The 16,247-nt window shown below is 76.4% G+C and carries 16 protein-coding genes and 1 pseudogene; 11 read left to right on the forward strand and 6 right to left on the reverse strand.

What is annotated here, in order from left to right; translation table 11 throughout:
* Positions 1–10: 10 nt before the first annotated feature.
* The 3 genes from ACRYMN_RS02880 to ACRYMN_RS02890 all read right to left on the reverse strand — a co-directional run bounded on the left by ACRYMN_RS02880 (position 11) and on the right by ACRYMN_RS02890 (position 3,985).
* Positions 11–1,633, reverse strand: coding sequence for a methyl-accepting chemotaxis protein (locus ACRYMN_RS02880; protein ID WP_432491775.1), 1,623 nt, complete (start codon positions 1,631–1,633; stop codon positions 11–13).
* A 107-nt stretch (positions 1,634–1,740) separates the two neighbouring features.
* Positions 1,741–2,763, reverse strand: a complete 1,023-nt coding sequence (locus ACRYMN_RS02885) for an endonuclease/exonuclease/phosphatase family protein (RefSeq protein ID WP_432491777.1) — start codon at positions 2,761–2,763, stop codon at positions 1,741–1,743.
* Positions 2,764–2,770: 7 nt separating this feature from the next.
* A complete protein-coding gene (locus ACRYMN_RS02890; protein WP_432491779.1) occupies positions 2,771–3,985 on the reverse strand; it encodes an ABC transporter ATP-binding protein in 1,215 nt (404 codons plus the stop codon).
* A gap of 56 nt (positions 3,986–4,041) precedes the next feature.
* Between ACRYMN_RS02890 and ACRYMN_RS02895 the strand changes: the two genes are divergently transcribed.
* Complete coding sequence (locus tag ACRYMN_RS02895) at positions 4,042–4,614, forward strand: PH domain-containing protein (protein ID WP_432491781.1); 573 nt, start codon at positions 4,042–4,044, stop codon at positions 4,612–4,614.
* Positions 4,611–6,164 (forward strand): PH domain-containing protein, encoded by a 1,554-nt coding sequence (locus tag ACRYMN_RS02900; protein WP_432491783.1) that lies wholly within the window; start codon positions 4,611–4,613, stop codon positions 6,162–6,164. The genes ACRYMN_RS02895 and ACRYMN_RS02900 overlap by 4 nt, the downstream gene beginning before the upstream one ends.
* A 22-nt stretch (positions 6,165–6,186) precedes the next feature.
* On the opposite strand, the gene ACRYMN_RS02905 is transcribed toward ACRYMN_RS02900, so the two are convergent.
* Together ACRYMN_RS02905 and ACRYMN_RS02910 are read right to left on the reverse strand one after the other, a co-directional pair.
* Entirely contained in the window at positions 6,187–6,366 is a 180-nt protein-coding gene (locus ACRYMN_RS02905) for a hypothetical protein (protein ID WP_432491785.1), read from the reverse strand.
* Positions 6,367–6,524: 158 nt separating this feature from the next.
* Complete coding sequence (locus tag ACRYMN_RS02910) at positions 6,525–7,235, reverse strand: methyltransferase domain-containing protein (protein ID WP_432491787.1); 711 nt, start codon at positions 7,233–7,235, stop codon at positions 6,525–6,527.
* Between the two features lie 329 nt (positions 7,236–7,564).
* Between ACRYMN_RS02910 and rfbF the strand changes: the two genes are divergently transcribed.
* The 6 genes from rfbF (at position 7,565) to panC (ending at position 13,137) form a co-directional block, all read left to right on the forward strand.
* Positions 7,565–8,377: a glucose-1-phosphate cytidylyltransferase gene (gene rfbF / locus ACRYMN_RS02915; protein WP_432491789.1), complete on the forward strand. Its 813-nt coding sequence runs from the start codon at positions 7,565–7,567 to the stop codon at positions 8,375–8,377.
* A gap of 25 nt (positions 8,378–8,402) precedes the next feature.
* Complete coding sequence (locus ACRYMN_RS02920) at positions 8,403–9,452, forward strand: NAD-dependent epimerase/dehydratase family protein (protein WP_432491791.1); 1,050 nt, start codon at positions 8,403–8,405, stop codon at positions 9,450–9,452.
* Complete coding sequence (gene rfbC, locus ACRYMN_RS02925) at positions 9,449–9,994, forward strand: dTDP-4-dehydrorhamnose 3,5-epimerase (RefSeq protein WP_432491793.1); 546 nt, start codon at positions 9,449–9,451, stop codon at positions 9,992–9,994. Before ACRYMN_RS02920 ends, rfbC begins: the two co-directional genes overlap by 4 nt.
* Entirely contained in the window at positions 9,991–11,280 is a 1,290-nt protein-coding gene (locus ACRYMN_RS02930; protein ID WP_432491795.1) for an NAD(P)H-dependent oxidoreductase, read from the forward strand. The genes rfbC and ACRYMN_RS02930 overlap by 4 nt, the downstream gene beginning before the upstream one ends.
* Before the next feature lie 95 nt (positions 11,281–11,375).
* Positions 11,376–12,287 (forward strand): Rossmann-like and DUF2520 domain-containing protein, encoded by a 912-nt coding sequence (locus ACRYMN_RS02935; protein ID WP_432491797.1) that lies wholly within the window; start codon positions 11,376–11,378, stop codon positions 12,285–12,287.
* Position 12,288: 1 nt separating this feature from the next.
* On the forward strand, positions 12,289–13,137 hold the full coding sequence (gene panC / locus ACRYMN_RS02940) for a pantoate--beta-alanine ligase (protein WP_432491881.1): 849 nt from the start codon (positions 12,289–12,291) through the stop codon (positions 13,135–13,137).
* Between the two features lie 83 nt (positions 13,138–13,220).
* Here panC and ACRYMN_RS02945 read toward each other — a convergent pair.
* Positions 13,221–13,865, reverse strand: a pseudogene (locus ACRYMN_RS02945) (endonuclease domain-containing protein); the annotation flags it as partial.
* A gap of 110 nt (positions 13,866–13,975) precedes the next feature.
* Here ACRYMN_RS02945 and lysS point away from each other — a divergent pair.
* The 3 genes from lysS (at position 13,976) to ACRYMN_RS02960 (ending at position 16,209) form a co-directional block, all read left to right on the forward strand.
* On the forward strand, positions 13,976–15,502 hold the full coding sequence (gene lysS / locus ACRYMN_RS02950; protein ID WP_432491799.1) for a lysine--tRNA ligase: 1,527 nt from the start codon (positions 13,976–13,978) through the stop codon (positions 15,500–15,502).
* Positions 15,503–15,566: 64 nt separating this feature from the next.
* Positions 15,567–15,731, forward strand: coding sequence for a hypothetical protein (locus tag ACRYMN_RS02955; RefSeq protein WP_432491801.1), 165 nt, complete (start codon positions 15,567–15,569; stop codon positions 15,729–15,731).
* Between the two features lie 109 nt (positions 15,732–15,840).
* Positions 15,841–16,209: a histone-like nucleoid-structuring protein Lsr2 gene (locus ACRYMN_RS02960; RefSeq protein ID WP_432491803.1), complete on the forward strand. Its 369-nt coding sequence runs from the start codon at positions 15,841–15,843 to the stop codon at positions 16,207–16,209.
* Positions 16,210–16,247 lie beyond the last annotated feature (38 nt).

Consider the following 16,247-nt stretch of genomic DNA (forward strand, 5'->3'; position numbering starts at 1 on the left):
AGCGGGGGCCTCAGACGCGGAAGCGGCCCACCAGCTGCTGCAGGCGCTCGGAGGTCTCGCCGAGCTCGCGCACCGTCGCCTCGCCCTCGGCGAGGGAGGCGGTGGTGGTGCGCGTGGCGCCGGCGACCGCGCCGATGCCCCCGGCGATGCCGGTGGCCGCACCGGCGGCCTCGCCGACGCTGCCGCTCATCGTGGCGGTGGTCGCGGTCTGCTCCTCCACCGCCGAGGCGATGGTGCCCTGGTAGTCGCTGATGGTGCCGACGATGCGGGTGATGTCCGCGATGGCCCGCACGGCGCCGCCGGTGTCGGCCTGGATGGTCGTCACCCGGCGGGAGATGTCCTCGGTGGCCTGCGCGGTCTGCTGCGCCAGCTCCTTGACCTCCCCGGCCACCACCGCGAAGCCCTTGCCCATCTCCCCGGCGCGCGCGGCCTCGATGGTGGCGTTCAGCGCCAGCAGGTTCGTCTGCTCGGCGATGGCGGTGATGACCTTCACGACGTTGCCGATCTCGGCGGAGGACTCGCCCAGCTTCGAGACGGTCTCGTTGGTGGCGGCGGCCACCGCGACGGCCTCCTGCGCCACGCGGGCGGCGTCGCCGGCGTTCTGGGAGATCTCGCGGATCGACAGGCCCATCTCCGAGGCGCCGTCGGCCACGGTCTGCACGCTGGCCGAGACGCCCGCTGCCGAGGCGGCGACGACGTCGGCCTGCGCGGCGGCCTCCTGGGCGCTGACGGCGATGCGCGCGGTCACGTGCGAGAGGCGCTGCGAGCTGCGCTGCACGGTGCCGGCGGACTCGCCGAGCTGGCGCACCAGGGCCGCCACACCCTCGCGGGCGCGGTTGACGGCGTCGGCCATCGCGCCGAGCTCGTCGCCCGAGCGCACCTGCGCCGCGACCGTCAGGTCCCCGGCGGCCACCGCGTCCAGCGCGGTGCCCACCGAGGTCAGCTGCCCGCGCACGGTGCGCACCACGAAGGCGGCCAGCGCCCCCGCCAGCGCCAGGCCGACGACGAGCACGCCGAGCACGACCGCGCGCGCGGTGCGCTGCGCCTGCTCGGCCCGCGCGACCGCGGCGCGCGCCTGCTGCGAGTCGGCCTCCTCCAGCGCGTCGATCGCCGCGCCGAAGCCCTCCTCGGCGGCGATGAAGCGCGGGAAGAGCTGGTCGGGGGCGGGCACGGTGAAACCGGCCGGCGGGGCCTGCTGGAACGTCACGACGTCGCGCAGCGCGGCGTGGTCGCCGTACGCGGCGCGCAGGTCGGCCACGGCCCGCGCCGCCTCCCCGCTCGCGCGCACCTCGTAGCGGTCCAGGGCCTCGTCGACCTGCGCGTCGGCGGCGTGGGCCAGGGCGAGGGCGTCGACCCCGCCGGCGGTGCCCGCCTGCCCGGCCAGCATGCAGGCGCGGAACATCGCCGCGATGCCCCCGCGCACGGTGGCGATCTCGCGCATGCCCTCCACGTGCTGGGACTGCACCGCGCGCAGGTCCTCCTCGAGGGCGGCGGAGGTGGACAGCCCCACGGCCCCCACGCCCACGGCGACGGCCGAGGCGGCCAGCACGGACGCGGCGATCTTCGTGCTGACGGAACGGTCGGCGAGCGGGCGGCCGCGCCGGCGGTCGCCGGCGGGGGTGGGTGCGGTCACGGTGCGGCTCCTGGGGCGGGGGCCCCGCTCCTGCGCGGGGACGTCCCCGGGTGCATCGGCACCCCGCCGGGCGCCTTGAGGGCGCTGCCGCGCGCCCCGGGGGCGCGTCAGCGGCGCCAGCGCAGGTCGGCCACCACGGGGGAGTGGGTGCTGCCGCCGGCCTCGCCCTCGGCGTCGGCGACCGGCTCCAGCCCGGCGACCAGCACCGCGTCCACGCGCGCGAAGCCCGGCCCGGCCCCGCGCGTGAACTGCGGGCGGGTGCCCACCGCGCGGTGCACGTCGGTGAGCCCGCCGCCGCCGGGGCCGTCGCCGGTGAGCACCCGCAGCGGCTCGTTGAGGTCGGAGGAGTTCAGGTCCCCGCCCAGCACGACCGGCCCGCGCCGCGCCAGCTCGCGCACCACCGCCGCGTAGCGGCGCGCCTCGGCCACGCGGGTGCGCGCGGCCTCCCCGGTGCCGCCGGCGGGGTTGGCCCGCCGCCCCGACGGGGTGCAGGCCAGGCACGGGGAGGCCAGGTGCACCGAGAGCACCGCCAGCCGCGCCGGCCCGCCCAGCGGGCGCGCGTCGAGCACCACCACCGCGCCGGGGCGCGCGCCCCGCGGCAGACCCGTCACCGGCTCGACCGCGACGATCGGCAGCGTGGACCACACCGCGTCGCCGTCGTCGACGCCGGGGGTGCCGGCCGCGGCGCTCAGCGAGCCGTGCCAGCGGTGCCGGTAGCGCGGGTGCGCCCCCTCCAGCTGCCGGCGCGAGGTGCCGGTGACCTCCTGCAGCAGCAGCACGTCGGGCGCGTGGCGCCCGACGAGCTCGTCCAGCGCGCCCAGCCCGTACCAGCCGGAGGTGTTGAACGCCGCGACCCGCAGGTCCGCCGCGCCGCCGCCGCGCCCGGGCAGCGCGTACGGGCCCAGCAGCGCCCCGGCCGCCACGGCGGGCACCAGCACCGAGGCCAGCACCGTCCACGCCCGCAGCGCCACGGCCACCGGCACCACCACCAGCGCCGGCGCCAGCCACCACGACGCCACCAGCGCGGCCGCGTACGTCGTGGCGGTGCCGTCGCCCAGCACGGCCACGGCGCCCAGCAGCGCGGTCGCGGCGGCGCCGTACAGCAGCGCCGCCCGGCGCAGCGCCCTCACGGGCGGGTCACCGGGCGGCCACGCCGCCGTCCGCGCCCTGCGCGACCGGCACGCCGCGCAGCGCGGTGTGCACCACCTCGGCGGTGAGCACCCCCAGGTACTCCTCGCCCTCCAGCACCGGCAGGAAGCGCAGGTCCTGCGCCAGCAGGGTGGAGAAGGCGGTGCGCATCGTCTCCGCCCGCTGCACCGCCACCGGGAACGGCTGCGTCCAGTCGCGCACCCGCCCGGCCCGGTCGCCGCGCCGCATCGCCTCCGTCAGGGCCCCGCGCGGCACCCAGCCCACCAGCCGGCGCTCCTCGCCCTCCAGCACGACGCCCCACGAGCGCCCGTCCACCTCCAGCGCCGTGGACGCGTAGGCCACGCCGTCGCCGGGCGCCAGCACCGGGGGCGCCTCGAGGTCCTCGGGGCGGATCGGGGTCACCGCCAGGCGGCGCAGCCCGCGGTCGGAGCCGACGAACTCCACGACGAAGTCGGTGGCCGGCTCCGACAGCAGCTCCGCCGGGGAGGCGTGCTGCTCCAGGTGCCCGCCGGTGGACAGCACCGCGATGCGGTCGGCCATGCGCACGGCCTCGTCGAGGTCGTGGGTGACGAACAGCGCCGTCTTGCCCAGCTCGGTCTGCAGCCGGCGGAACTCCGCCTGCAGCCGGTCGCGCACCACCGGGTCCACCGCGCCGAACGGCTCGTCCAGCAGCAGCACGGGCGGGTCGGCCGCCAGGGCGCGCGCGACGCCCACGCGCTGCTGCTGCCCGCCGGACAGCTCGGCGGGGTAGCGCCGCCCGTGCACGGCCGGGTCCAGGCCCACCAGCTCCAGCAGCTCGTCGGCGCGGCGCCGGCGCGCCGGGGCGTCCCAGCCGAGCAGCTTGGGCACCGTGGCGACGTTGTCGCGCACCGAGCGGTGCGGCAGCAGCCCGCCGGCCTGGATGACGTAGCCGATGCCGCGGCGCAGCTCCACCGCGTCGACGTGGGCGGTGTCGCGGCCGTCGACGAGCACCCGGCCGCTGGTGGGCTCCACCAGCCGGTTGACCATGCGCAGGATCGTGGACTTGCCGCACCCGCTGGGGCCCACCAGCGCGACGAGCTCGCCGCGGCGCACGTCCATCGTCAGCTCGCGCACCGCCTCGGTGCCGTCGCGGTAGCGCTTGCCGACCCCCTCGAAGCGGATGGCCGGCTCCTCGTCCGCCCTGTCCGCCGGGCCCGCTGCGTACCCACCCTCGTCCACCACCCCGGGAGCCTCGCGGACCCGGCCGCGCGGCGCAACGCGTCTGGCACGCTGGCCCCGTGGAGCACGGTGCCGGCGGGGGCGACGCGAGCGGGGACGCCGGCGGGCGCGGGGGCGCCCGCGCGGCGGCCGACGGCCCGGTGGAGGCCCCGGTGGACCCCTTCGACCCGCCGGGCGTGACGTGGCGGCGCGTCTCGCCGCGGCTGGTGACCTCCCAGCGCACCGCCGGCACCCTCACCGCGGCACCGGTGGTGCTGGTGCTGCTGGTGCTGGCGGCGCTGCTGACGTGGTGGATCGCGCTGGCCGCGGCGCTCGTGGTGCTGCTGTGGGCGTGGGGGTGGTGGCTCAGCGGGCGGCAGGTGCCCGCCTGGGGCTACGCCGAGCGCGACGAGGACCTGCTGGTGCGCCACGGCCTGCTCTTCCGCTCCCTGGTGGTCGTGCCCTACGGGCGGCTGCAGTACGTCGACGTCGAGGCCGGTCCGGTGGACCGCCGCTTCGGGCTGGCGAAGGTGCAGCTGCACACGGCCTCCTCCGACACCGACGCCGCCATCCCCGGCCTGCCGCCGCACGAGGCCGCCCGCCTGCGCGACCGGCTGGCCGAGCGCGGCCAGGCCCGGCTGGCGGGCCTGTGAGCGACGCACCCGGCGCACCCGGCGCACCCGGCGCACCCGGCGCACCCGGTGCGCCCGGCCCCGGGGACGAGCCCGGGCCGGCGCTGGGAGCGGTCGGCCCCGGCGCCGCCGCGCACCTGGACGCCCCCACCCGCGCCGTGCTGGCCGACCCCGGCTGGCGACGCCTGCACCCGGTCACGCCCGTGCTGCGCGCGTGGAAGATCGTCGCGGCCGTCCTGGCGTTCGCCGTCGTGCAGAACGCCGACGACCTGCTGCGCGCCGACGTCGAGGGCTGGGTGCTGGCGCTGGCGCTGGTCGGCGGCCTGCTGGTGCTCGCCGTCGTCGGCGCCGCCTACAGCGCCCTGGCCTGGCGGCGCACCCGCTACCGCGTCGACGCCGACGCGGTGCACGTCGAGCGCGGCGTGCTCTGGCGCCAGGAGCGGCGCGCCCAGCTGGACCGCCTGCAGGCCGTCGACGTGGTGCGCCCGCTGCTGGGGCGCCTGTTCGGGCTGGCCGAGCTGCGCCTGGAGGTCGCCGGCGGCAGCGGCAGCAAGGTCTCGCTGGCGTACCTGCGCGAGGAGGAGGCCCAGCGGGTGCGCAACGCGCTGCTGGCCGCGGCCGCCGGGGTGCGCGTGGAGCGCGACGCCACCGGCACCCTCAGCGCCCCCGAGGCCCCGCACCGGCGGGTGCTGCACGTGCCGCCGGGCCGGCTCGTGGCCGCCACGCTGCTCTCGTGGGGCAGCGTGGCCGTCGTGCTGGCCGCGGCCGGCCTGGTCACCGGCAGCGTGCTGGGGCGCAGCGCCGCCCCGCTGGCCGCGGCCCTGCCCGGCGCCCTGGGCGTCGGCTCGGCCGTGTGGCAGCGCTTCAGCCGCGGCTTCAACTTCACGGTCGCGCAGTCGCCCGACGGGGTGCGCCTGACGCACGGGCTGCTCGAGCAGCGCTCGCAGACCGTGCCGCCGGGCCGGGTGCAGGCGCTGCGCATCACCCAGCCGCTGCTGTGGCGCCGCCCCGGCTGGTGGCGCGTGCAGGTCAACGTGGCCGGCTACGCCACCGGGCCGGGCGAGGGCGGGCAGGAGGCCACCACCGTGCTGCCGGTGGGCACCGGCGAGGAGCTGGCGCGGCTGCTGGTCGTCGTGATGCCCGCCGTGCCCGCCGGCGGGGACGACCTGGCGGCGGCGGTGCGCGCCGGCCTGGACGGGCGCGACGGCGAGGGCGGCTTCGCGCCGCTGCCGCGCGCGGCGCGGTGGCTGGACCCGGTGGGCTGGCGCCGCGGCGGCCACCGCGTCACCGCGCACGCCTTCCTCGCCCGCAGCGGGCGCCTGACCCGCCGCCTGGACGTGGTGCCGCACGCGCGCACGCAGAGCCTGGGCCTGGAGCAGGGCCCGCTGCAGCGGCGCCTGGGCCTGGCCAGCGTCGCGCTGCACTCCACGCCGGGCCCGGTCAGCCCGCGCGTGGACCACCTCGCGGCGCAGGCCGCGGCGCGGCTGCTGGCCGAGCAGTCCGCCCGGGCGCGGGCCGCGCGCGCCGGCGCCGGGCCCGAGCGCTGGATGACCGGGAGCGCCCCGGCCTGAGCGCGCCCGCCCGGCCCCGCGCTCAGCGCGGGGCGCCGCCCGTGCCGCGCCGGCGCAGCTGGCCGACCGCGGCGTCGATCCTGCGGCGCGTCGCGGGGTCCTTGGCGGCGACCTGCGCGCGCCGCAGCGCCTCCTGCGTCAGCCGGCGCCCCTGGGGCGTGGAGAGGAACTTCGTCACCTTGCCGAGCAGCCCTGCGGCCACTGCACCCGCCTCCTCGTGTCGTGCCGTGCGGTCCCCGCGGCGGGGGACCCCTGCTGACGGAACGCTCTCGCGGGCTCCGCGGTGCCGCCACCGGGACGCCGGCCCACCGGCACCGCGCCTGCCCCGCACCGGCACCGCACCGGCACCCGCCGCGGCGGTCAGTCCTTGCGCAGGACGACCGCGACGTCGGTGACGGTGAAGAGGAACTCCCCGGCGCGCGCGCTGCGGCGCAGGCCCTCGATCCAGCCGGCGGCGCGCGCGGCCAGCTGCGGGTCGTCGGCGACGGCGGCGAGCACGCCGGTGGCGACCTTCCAAGCCACCGAGCCCTCGTCGAAGCGCCGGTGCGGGTCGGCCCAGGAGTGCACCGACTCCACCGCGAAGGGGCTGCGGGCGGCGTGCCGCAGCAGCTTGCGCCCGGCGAAGCCGTCCACGGGCGAGCCCCCGGCGGGCGCGTGCGCGACGAAGCGGTCCAGCAGGGTGCGGGTCAGGGCGTCGTCGTCGCTGGTGAACAGGGCGGTGTCCCAGTCGGAGTGGGCCAGCACGGCCGTGCCGCCGGGGCGCAGCACCCGGTGCACCTCGGCCAGGTGCGCGTCGACGTCGCGCAGGTGCTCCACCGCGTTGAGCGAGACCGCCACGTCGGCGGCGCCGTCGTCCAGCGGCAGGTCGGACAGGTCCGCGATGTGGGCGCGCACCCGGGCGTCGAGCAGGAGGTCGTCGTCGAGGGTGGAGCCGACGTCGACGGCGTGCACCAGGCGCGGGCCGGCGTCGAGCAGGGCGCGGGTGGTGCGCCCCGTGCCGCAGGCGAGGTCGACCGCCACCGAGCCCGCGAACGGGCGGGCGAGCGTGGCGACGTTCTCGAAGCGGCCCACGGCCCGAGCCTAGGCCCCCGGGGTGCCGCCGCGCGGCGCCTCCACCACCCCGGCACCTCCCAGTCACCGTTTCATCGCTGTGCGTAGCAAAAGCGTGCCGGGGTGCGCCCGGACGGGCTGTCTCGCGCCCGGGGGCCGCTTATCACGCTCCGTGCTCGAACCCCTGTAGTAGCCTCGGCTCGCACCTCGACGGGGGACCGGTGGCGCGAATTCGTGGGGGGTTCGATCCGCGGCCGGTGAGCGTCTTCCGAGTGCGGCCCCCACCTGTCCACGGCTCCGCCCCCGGCGGCAGCCGGCCGACGTCGGATCGAGTGAGGGAACGACTGTCCATGAGCGCTGCGACGCCCGTGTCCGAGATCCCGGTGGTCATCCTCTGCGGAGGCATGGGCACCCGGCTGCGCGAGGCCAGCGAGAAGCTGCCCAAGCCCCTGGTCGACATCGGCGGCCGGCCCATCCTGTGGCACATCATGAAGCTCTACAGCGCCCACGGCTTCCGCAAGTTCGTGCTGTGCCTGGGCTACAAGAGCGACCTCATCAAGAGGTACTTCCTGGACTACCGGATCAACGCCGGCGACTTCACGCTCGACCTCTCCTCGCAGGACGCCCCGACCTACCACACCAACGGTGTGCAGGAGGACTGGGAGATCACCTTCGTCGAGACCGGCCTGACCACCGCGACGGCCGCCCGCATCAAGCGCGTCGAGCAGCACCTGACCGCCGACAAGTTCCTCCTGACCTACGGCGACGGCCTCGGCGACGTCGACATCACCAAGACCCTGCGCGACCACGAGGCCGCCGGCCGCATGGCCACCGTCACCGCCGTGCACCCGAGCTCGCGCTACGGCGAGATGCACGTCACCGGCGACACCGTCACCGAGTTCAACGAGAAGCCCACCCTGGCCGACGGCTGGGTCAACGGCGGCTTCTTCGTCTTCGACCGCGCGTTCGCGGACAAGTACCTCGAGGACGACCCGGACATGATGCTCGAGCAGAAGCCGCTGCAGACCGTGGCGCGCGACGGCCAGCTGACGGTCTCCCAGCACGAGGGCTACTGGCTGGGCATGGACACCTTCCGCGAGTGGACCGAGTTCAACAAGCTCTGGGACTCCGGCAAGGCGCCGTGGAAGATCTGGGAAGACTGATCGCGCGAGGAACCGGAGAACCGCTGTGAAGATCGTCGTCACCGGCACCGAGGGCTACCTCGGCTGCCTGCTCGCCCCCACCCTGCTCGACGCCGGCCACTCCGTGGTGGGCATCGACACCGGGTACTACCGCAACGGCTGGCTCTACAACGGCGTCTCCGCCTCCGTAGAGACGCTGGCGAAGGACATCCGCCACGTCACCGCCGAGGACCTCGCCGGCGCCGACGCCGTGGTCCACATGGCGGAGCTGTCCAACGACCCGCTCGGCGAGCTCATCCCCGACGTGACCTTCACGGTCAACCACAAGGGCTCGGTGCGCCTGGCCGAGATCGCCAAGGCCGCCGGCGTGCAGCGCTTCGTCTACATGTCGAGCTGCTCGGTGTACGGCGTGGCCGAGGACACCGTCGACGAGACCTCGCCGGTGAACCCGCAGACCGCCTACGCCGAGTGCAAGGCGCTGGTCGAGCGCGACGTCGCCCCGCTGGCCGACGACGACTTCTCGCCGGTGTTCATGCGCAACGCCACCGCCTACGGCGCCTCGCCGCGCCAGCGCTTCGACATCGTGCTCAACAACCTCGCGGGCCTGGCGTACACCACCGGCGAGATCGCGATGACCTCCGACGGCTCGCCCTGGCGCCCGCTCGTGCACGGCCTGGACATCGCCAAGTCCATCCGCGCCGTGCTCGACGCCCCGCGCGAGGCGATCCACAACCAGGTCTTCAACGTCGGCGACTCCAAGCAGATCTACCGCGTGCGCGAGATCGCCGAGGCCGTCGGGCGCGCGCTGCCCGAGGCGCGCATCACCTTCGGGCAGAGCAACGGCGACAACCGCAGCTACAAGGTGAACTTCGACAAGATCCACGACGCGCTGCCCGGCTTCTCCTGCGACTGGGACGCCGACAAGGGCGCCGCCCAGCTCGTCGAGGTCTTCCGGGCGATCGACCTGGACGAGGCCACCTTCAAGGGCCGCGGCCACACCCGCCTCAAGCAGCTGGAGCACCTCATCAGGACCGAGCAGCTCGACAAGGACCTGTTCTGGCGGCACTTCGCCGGGGCGGAGGGTTCGGCCAAGTGAGGATCAGCACCACCGACGTCGAGGGCGTCGCGATCGTCGACCTCGAGGAGCGCGCCGACGAGCGCGGGTTCTTCGCCCGCACCTTCTGCCGCGACGAGTTCGAGGCGGCCGGGCTGGTGCCCGCCGTCGAGCAGTGCAACCTGTCGTACAACCACCTGGCGGGCACGCTGCGCGGCATGCACACCCAGGTCGACCCCGCCCCGGAGGCCAAGCTGGTGCGCTGCACCGCCGGCGCGATCCAGGACGTCATCGTCGACCTGCGCCAGGGCTCGCCGACGTACCTGAAGCACGTGGCCGTGGAGCTGACGGCCGAGAACCGGCGCGCGCTGTACGTTCCGCCCTACTTCGCGCACGGCTACCTCACGCTGACCGACGGCGCCGAGGTCGTGTACCAGGTGAGCCAGAAGTACACCCCGGGCACCGAGCGCGGCCTGCGCTACGACGACCCGGACCTCGCCCTGCCGTGGGCGCGCGACGTGGCCGTCATCAGCGAGAAGGACAAGAGCTGGACGCTCCTGGCCGACGGGGCGGTGCTGTCGTGATCATCGTCGACAACGCCCTGAAGCAGCGCCAGGCCGAGGGCCGCCCGATCCGCGTCGCGCTCGTCGGCGCCGGGTTCATGGGCCGCGGCGTGGTCAACCAGGTGGTGAACTCCGTGCCCGGCATGGACCTCGTGGCCATCGCCAACCGCACCGTGTCCAAGGCGCGCGACGCCTACGAGCAGGCCGGGGTCACCGGCGTGGTCGAGGCCGACGACGCCGCCGCGGTCGAGCGGGCCATCTCCGCCGGCACGCCCGTCGTCTCCGCCTCCTACGAGGCGGTCGTCGACGCCGGCCAGGTCGAGGCCGTCATCGAGGCCACCGGCAACACCGAGTACGGCGCCCACGTCGTCGTGCGGGCCATCGAGGCCGGCAAGCACGTCGTGCTGCTCAACGCCGAGGTCGACGGCACCGCCGGCCTGGCGCTGCGCACGCGCGCCGAGAAGGCCGGCGTCGTCTACACCGGCGCCGACGGCGACCAGCCCGGCGTGCAGATGAACCTGCTGCGCTTCGTGCGCTCCATCGGCGTCACCCCGCTGGTGGCCGGCAACATCAAGGGCCTGCAGGACGAGTACCGCAACCCCACCACCCAGGAGGGGTTCGCGAGGAAGTGGGGCCAGGACCCGTACATGGTGACGAGCTTCGCCGACGGCACCAAGGTGTCGTTCGAGCAGGCCCTCGTCGCCAACGCGGCCGGGTTCACCGTGGAGCGGCGCGGCATGCGCGGCGCCGACCACCACGGGCACGTCGACGAGCTGACCGGGAAGTACGACGTCGAGCGGCTCAAGGAGCTCGGCGGCGTCGTGGACTACGTCGTCGGCGCCAAGCCCGGCCCGGGCGTGTACGTCCTGGGCACCCACGACGACCCCAAGCAGCAGCACTACCTGAACCTGTACAAGCTCGGCGAGGGCCCGCTGTACTCGTTCTACACGCCGTACCACCTGTGCCACTTCGAGGTGCCGCTGACCGTGGCGCGCGCGGTGCTCTTCCGCGACGCGGCCATCGTCCCCGGCGACACCGTCACCGTCGAGGTCGTCACCACCGCCAAGACCGACCTGGCGGCGGGCAGGACGATCGACCGCCTCGGCGGCTACGACACCTTCGGCGTGGCCGAGCGCTACGACGTGACGAAGGCGCAGGACCTGCTGCCGATGGGCGTTGCGGAGGGCTGCGTCCTCACGCGCGACGTGAAGAAGGACGAGGTCCTCACCTACGCGGACGTCGTCCTGCCCGAGGGTCGCCTCATCGACGCCCTGCGCGCCGAGCAGGCGGCGATCCTGGCCCGCTGAGCCGCCGGCCACCCCTCGCGCGGCACCCGGAACCCGCCGCGGTCGTGCCCGACCGCGGCGGGTTCCGCGCGTGCGGCACCGGTTAGGGTTCCGCGGTGGACTCCGCCGGGCGCCTCGACGTCGCCGTCGTGGGCGCCGGCCGCGTCGGCCCGGTGCTCGGCGCCGCGCTGCGCGCCGCCGGGCACCGCGTCACCGGCGTCGCCGCGCGCACCCGCAGCGCCGCCGAGCGCGTCGAGGCCCTGCTGCCGGGCGTGCCGTGGGTCGAGCCGGCGCGGGCGATGGCCGCCGACCTCGTGCTGCTGGCCGTGCCCGACGACGCCCTGGCCCCGCTGGCCGCCGAGCTGGCCGGCTCCGCCCGGCCCGGGCAGCTCGTCGTGCACACCTGCGGCCTGCACGGAACGGCGGTGCTGGCGCCCCTGACCGCCGCGGGGGCCCTGGCCGCCGCGCTGCACCCGGCCATGACGTTCACCGGCACCTCGCTGGACCTGACCCGCCTGCGCGGGGCCGCCGTCGCCGTCACCGCGGCGCCGCTGCTGCTGCCCCTCGCCGACGCCCTGGTGCGCGAGTGGGGCGCGGTGCCGGTGCCCGTGGCGGAGGGCGACCGCCCGCTGTACCACGCGGCGCTGGCGCACGGCGCGAACCACCTGGTCACCCTCGTCGCGCAGGCGCTGGAGGCCGCGCGCGCCGTCGTGGGCGACGCCGCCGCGGACGTGCTGCGCCCCCTGCTGGGCGCCGCCCTGGACAACGCGCTGGGCGCCGGCGACGCCGCCCTGACCGGGCCCGTCGCGCGCGGCGACGCCGGCACCGTGGCCGCGCACCTGCGGGTGCTCGCCGAGCGCGCGGGGGAGGGCACCGCCGCCGCGTACGCGCAGCTGGCCCTGGTGGCCGCCGACCGCGCCGCCGCCGCGGGGCGGCTGCCGGCACCGGCCGCGCGGGCCGTGCGCGCGGCCGTCGAGGAGTCCCGGGCGGGCGCCGCCCGGCGAGGTGAGGAGCAGGACCGTGGCTGAGATGGCCGTGGCGCGCACGCGCGCCGAGCTGAGCGCCGCCCGGGCGCGGCTGGAGGGGCCCGTCGCGGTCGTCATGACGATGGGGGCGCTGCACGCCGGGCACGCCACCCTCGTCGCCCGCGCCCGCGAGCGCGCCGCCTCCGTGGTGGTGACCGTCTTCCTCAACCCGCTGCAGTTCGGGCCGGGGGAGGACCTGGCGCGCTACCCGCGCACCCTGGACGCGGACCTGGAGCTGGCCGCCTCCCACGGCGCCGACCTCGTCTTCGCCCCCGCCCCGGACGTGGTCTACCCCGACGGCGAGCCGGGCGTGCGGGTCAGCGCCGGGCCGCTGGGCTCGGTCCTGGAGGGCGCCAGCCGCCCCGGCCACTTCGACGGCGTGCTCACCGTCGTCGCCAAGCTGCTGCACCTGACGCGCCCGGACGTGGCGCTGTTCGGGCAGAAGGACGCCCAGCAGCTGCTGCTGGTGCGCCGCATGGTGCGCGACCTCGACCTCGGCGTGGAGGTCGTCGCCGTGCCCACGGTGCGCGAGCCCGACGGGCTGGCGATGTCCAGCCGCAACCGCTACCTGACCCCCTTCGACCGGGAGGTGGCGCTGGTGCTGCAGCGCGCGCTGGCCGCCGGCGCGGCCGCGGCCGCCGAGGGGCCCAGCGCGGTGCGCCGCGCCGCGCGCGACGTGCTGGTCGCCGAGCCCGCCGCGCGCGTGGACTACCTGGCCCTGGTGGACCCGCACGACCTCGCCGACGTGCCCGAGCACCACCGCGGCGAGGCCCTGCTGGCCGTGGCCGCCCGCGTCGGCGCCACCCGCCTCATCGACAACGTGCCCCTCGTCGTCGGCCGCGGGGAGGGCTGAGCGGACAGCGGCCGGCCCGCGGCGAGCACGTCGACCACCGCGTCGACGAGCCGCTCGCGGCGGCGCAGCACGTCCTCGTACGTGAACCGCAGCACCACCCGGCCCCGCCGGGCCAGCTCCACGTCGCGCCGCCGGTCCTCGCGGAAACCGGCCCGGTCGGCGTGGAAGGCGAAGCCGTCCAGCTCCACGACGAGCCAGCCGCCCACGAGCAGGTCGACGCGGCCGACGCCCTCGTGCGCCACCTGCACCCGCACCGGCAGCCCGCGCAGCCGCAGCTCCACGCGGACCACCGACTCCAGCAGCGAGTCCGACCGCGCGTCGGCGTGCGCGGCCAGGCGTGCGCGCGGGTCCCCGCGGCCGAGGTGCCCCACGGCCGCGGAGAGGTCCTCCGCGGTGAGCAGGCCCCGGCGCAGCGCGCTGTCGCACACGGCGACCGCGTCGGGCAGGTCCAGGCACCGCGCGCAGTCCAGCACGGTGGTCAGCACGTCGACGACCCGTTCCCCGGCGGGGCGCCCGCGCCGGTGCACCACCGTGCGGGGCCGTTCCAGCCGGCTGCCGCGCGCGCAGCGCACGTGGGGCTCGGCGGGCGGCTGCAGCAGGTCCAGGCCGTGCGCCCGCGCGGCTCCCCCCAGCCGTTCGAGCGCGCTCACGGGTTCCACGCGGCACAGGTTCGTGCACCTGCGCGCTGCCCGGACGTCCCCGTCCACAGGCGGACAGCGGTGCTGCACACCGGCGGCGCCCCGCGGCGCGTCGGCGCCGCCGGCGCGGCGCGCCGGTCCCGGACCGCAGCACCGCTGTCCGGTCCGGGGCGCCCGCGGCGCGCGGATAGCCTTGCGGCGTGAGCGAGCAGCAGGGACGGTCGGTGGACGCGGGGGGCGACGAGGGGTTCGAGGACCTGCCCGAGCAGGTGCGGGTCCGCCGCGAGAAGCGCGAGCGCATCCTGGCCGCCGGCGGGGAGGCCTACCCCGTCTCCGTGCCGCGCACCCACTCCCTGGCGCAGGTGCGCGAGGGCTGGGCGCACCTGCAGCCCGGCGAGGAGACCGACGACGTCGTGGGCGTGACCGGCCGCGTGGTGTTCCTGCGCGGTACCGGCAAGCTCGTCTTCGCCACCCTGCAGGAGGGCGACGGCACCCGCCTGCAGGCGATGCTCTCGCGCGACGGCGTCGGCGAGGACGCGCTGGCGGCGTGGAAGGCCGACGTCGACCTCGGCGACGTCGTCTTCGTGCGCGGCCGGGTGGTCTCCTCCAAGCGCGGCGAGCTCTCGGTGATGGCCGGCTCCTGGCTGATGGCGGCCAAGGCGCTGCGCCCGCTGCCGGTGCTGCACAAGGAGATGTCGGAGGAGGCGCGCGTGCGCCAGCGCTCCGTGGACCTCATCGTGCGCGAGCAGGCCCGCACCACCGTGCGCGCGCGCTCGGCCGTGGTGCGCTCCCTGCGGCGCACGCTGGAGGAGCGCGGGTTCCTCGAGGTCGAGACGCCGATGCTGCAGACCCTGCACGGCGGCGCCAGCGCCCGGCCGTTCGTCACCCGCTCGAACGCCTTCGACACCGACCTGTACCTGCGCATCGCCCCCGAGCTGTTCCTCAAGCGCTGCGTCGTCGGCGGCATCGAGCGCGTCTTCGAGATCAACCGCAACTTCCGCAACGAGGGCGCGGACTCCACGCACTCGCCGGAGTTCGCGATGCTCGAGGCGTACCAGGCGTGGGGCGACTACGACTCCATCGGCGAGCTGACCCGCACGCTGGTGCAGACCGCGGCGCAGGAGGCCTTCGGCACGCAGGTGGTCACCCTGGCCGACGGCTCGCAGTACGACGTGGGCGGGGAGTGGGCCTCGATCTCGATGTACCCCTCCCTGTCGTCCTCGCTGGGCGAGGAGGTCACCCCCGGCACCCCCCGCGAGCACCTCGTCGCCGTCGCGGAACGGCTGGGGATCGCGGTGGACACCGCGCGCTGGACCCACGGAAAGCTCGTCGAGGAGCTGTGGGAGCACTGCGTGGCCGATTCCCTGCAATCCCCGACGTTCGTGCGCGACTTCCCGGTGGAAACGTCGCCGCTGGTGCGCGCGCACCGCGCGCTGCCCGGCGTGGTGGAGAAGTGGGACCTGTACGTGCGCGGTTTCGAGCTGGCCACCGGCTACTCGGAGCTGGTCGACCCGGTGGTGCAGCGAGCGCGCTTCACCGAGCAGGCCCGCCTGGCCGCCCTGGGCGACGACGAGGCCATGCGCGTCGACGAGGACTTCCTGCAGGCGCAGGAGCACGGCATGCCGCCGTGCGGCGGCATGGGCATGGGCGTGGACCGCCTGCTCATGGCCCTGACGGGCCTGGGCATCCGCGAGACCATCACCTTCCCGCTGGTCAAGCCCCGCTGAGCGCCCCGCGGCGGCCCGCCGGCTCCCGCGGGGCCGGCGCCGCCGCCGGACGTACCCTGGGGTCGTGGACGCCCTCGCCGCGCTGCTGCCCCCCGCGGGTCTGCTCGTGCTCTTCCTGCTGCTGATGCGCTCGATCCTGCACGCCGACCGCCGCGAGCGCGCCGCGGCCGCCGCGGCGCGCGCGCGGCACGAGCAGGAAAGGGCCTCGCGCGAGGGCGGCGCTTCCTGAGGAGCCTTCCCGGCCTTTTTGACAGGAATGCGGGAAAGGCGCCAGACTGCCGTGGCGGCCGCATTCCTGCGCGCCGCGCGCGGAATCGATCCCGAAAGGGTGCCCACCGATGGCTCAGAGGGTCCAGGTCCTGCTCGTCGACGACATCGACGGCGGGGACGCCGCGGAGACGCTGACGTTCTCGCTCGACGGCGTCGACTACGAGATCGACCTGTCCGAGGAGCACGCCGGCGCCCTGCGCGAGTCGCTGGCGACCTGGGTGGGCCACGCGCGCAAGGTCGCCGGCCGCTCCTCCGGCGCGCCGCGCCGCGCCGGCGGCCGCTCGGGCGCCTCCCGCCAGGCCGCCCCCTCGGGCCCCTCGCGCGACACCGGCGCCGTGCGCACCTGGGCGAAGGAGAACGGCTACACCGTCTCCGACCGCGGCCGCATCTCGGCCGACGTGCTGCGCGCGTACGACGACGCGCACTCCGCGGGCTGACGCCGCGCCCGCGCGGGCGCGCCCCCTGGCGGACCCCT

It is taken from the genome of Kineococcus gypseus, assembly GCF_050871305.1.
GTDB classification, from domain to species: domain Bacteria; phylum Actinomycetota; class Actinomycetes; order Actinomycetales; family Kineococcaceae; genus Kineococcus; species Kineococcus gypseus.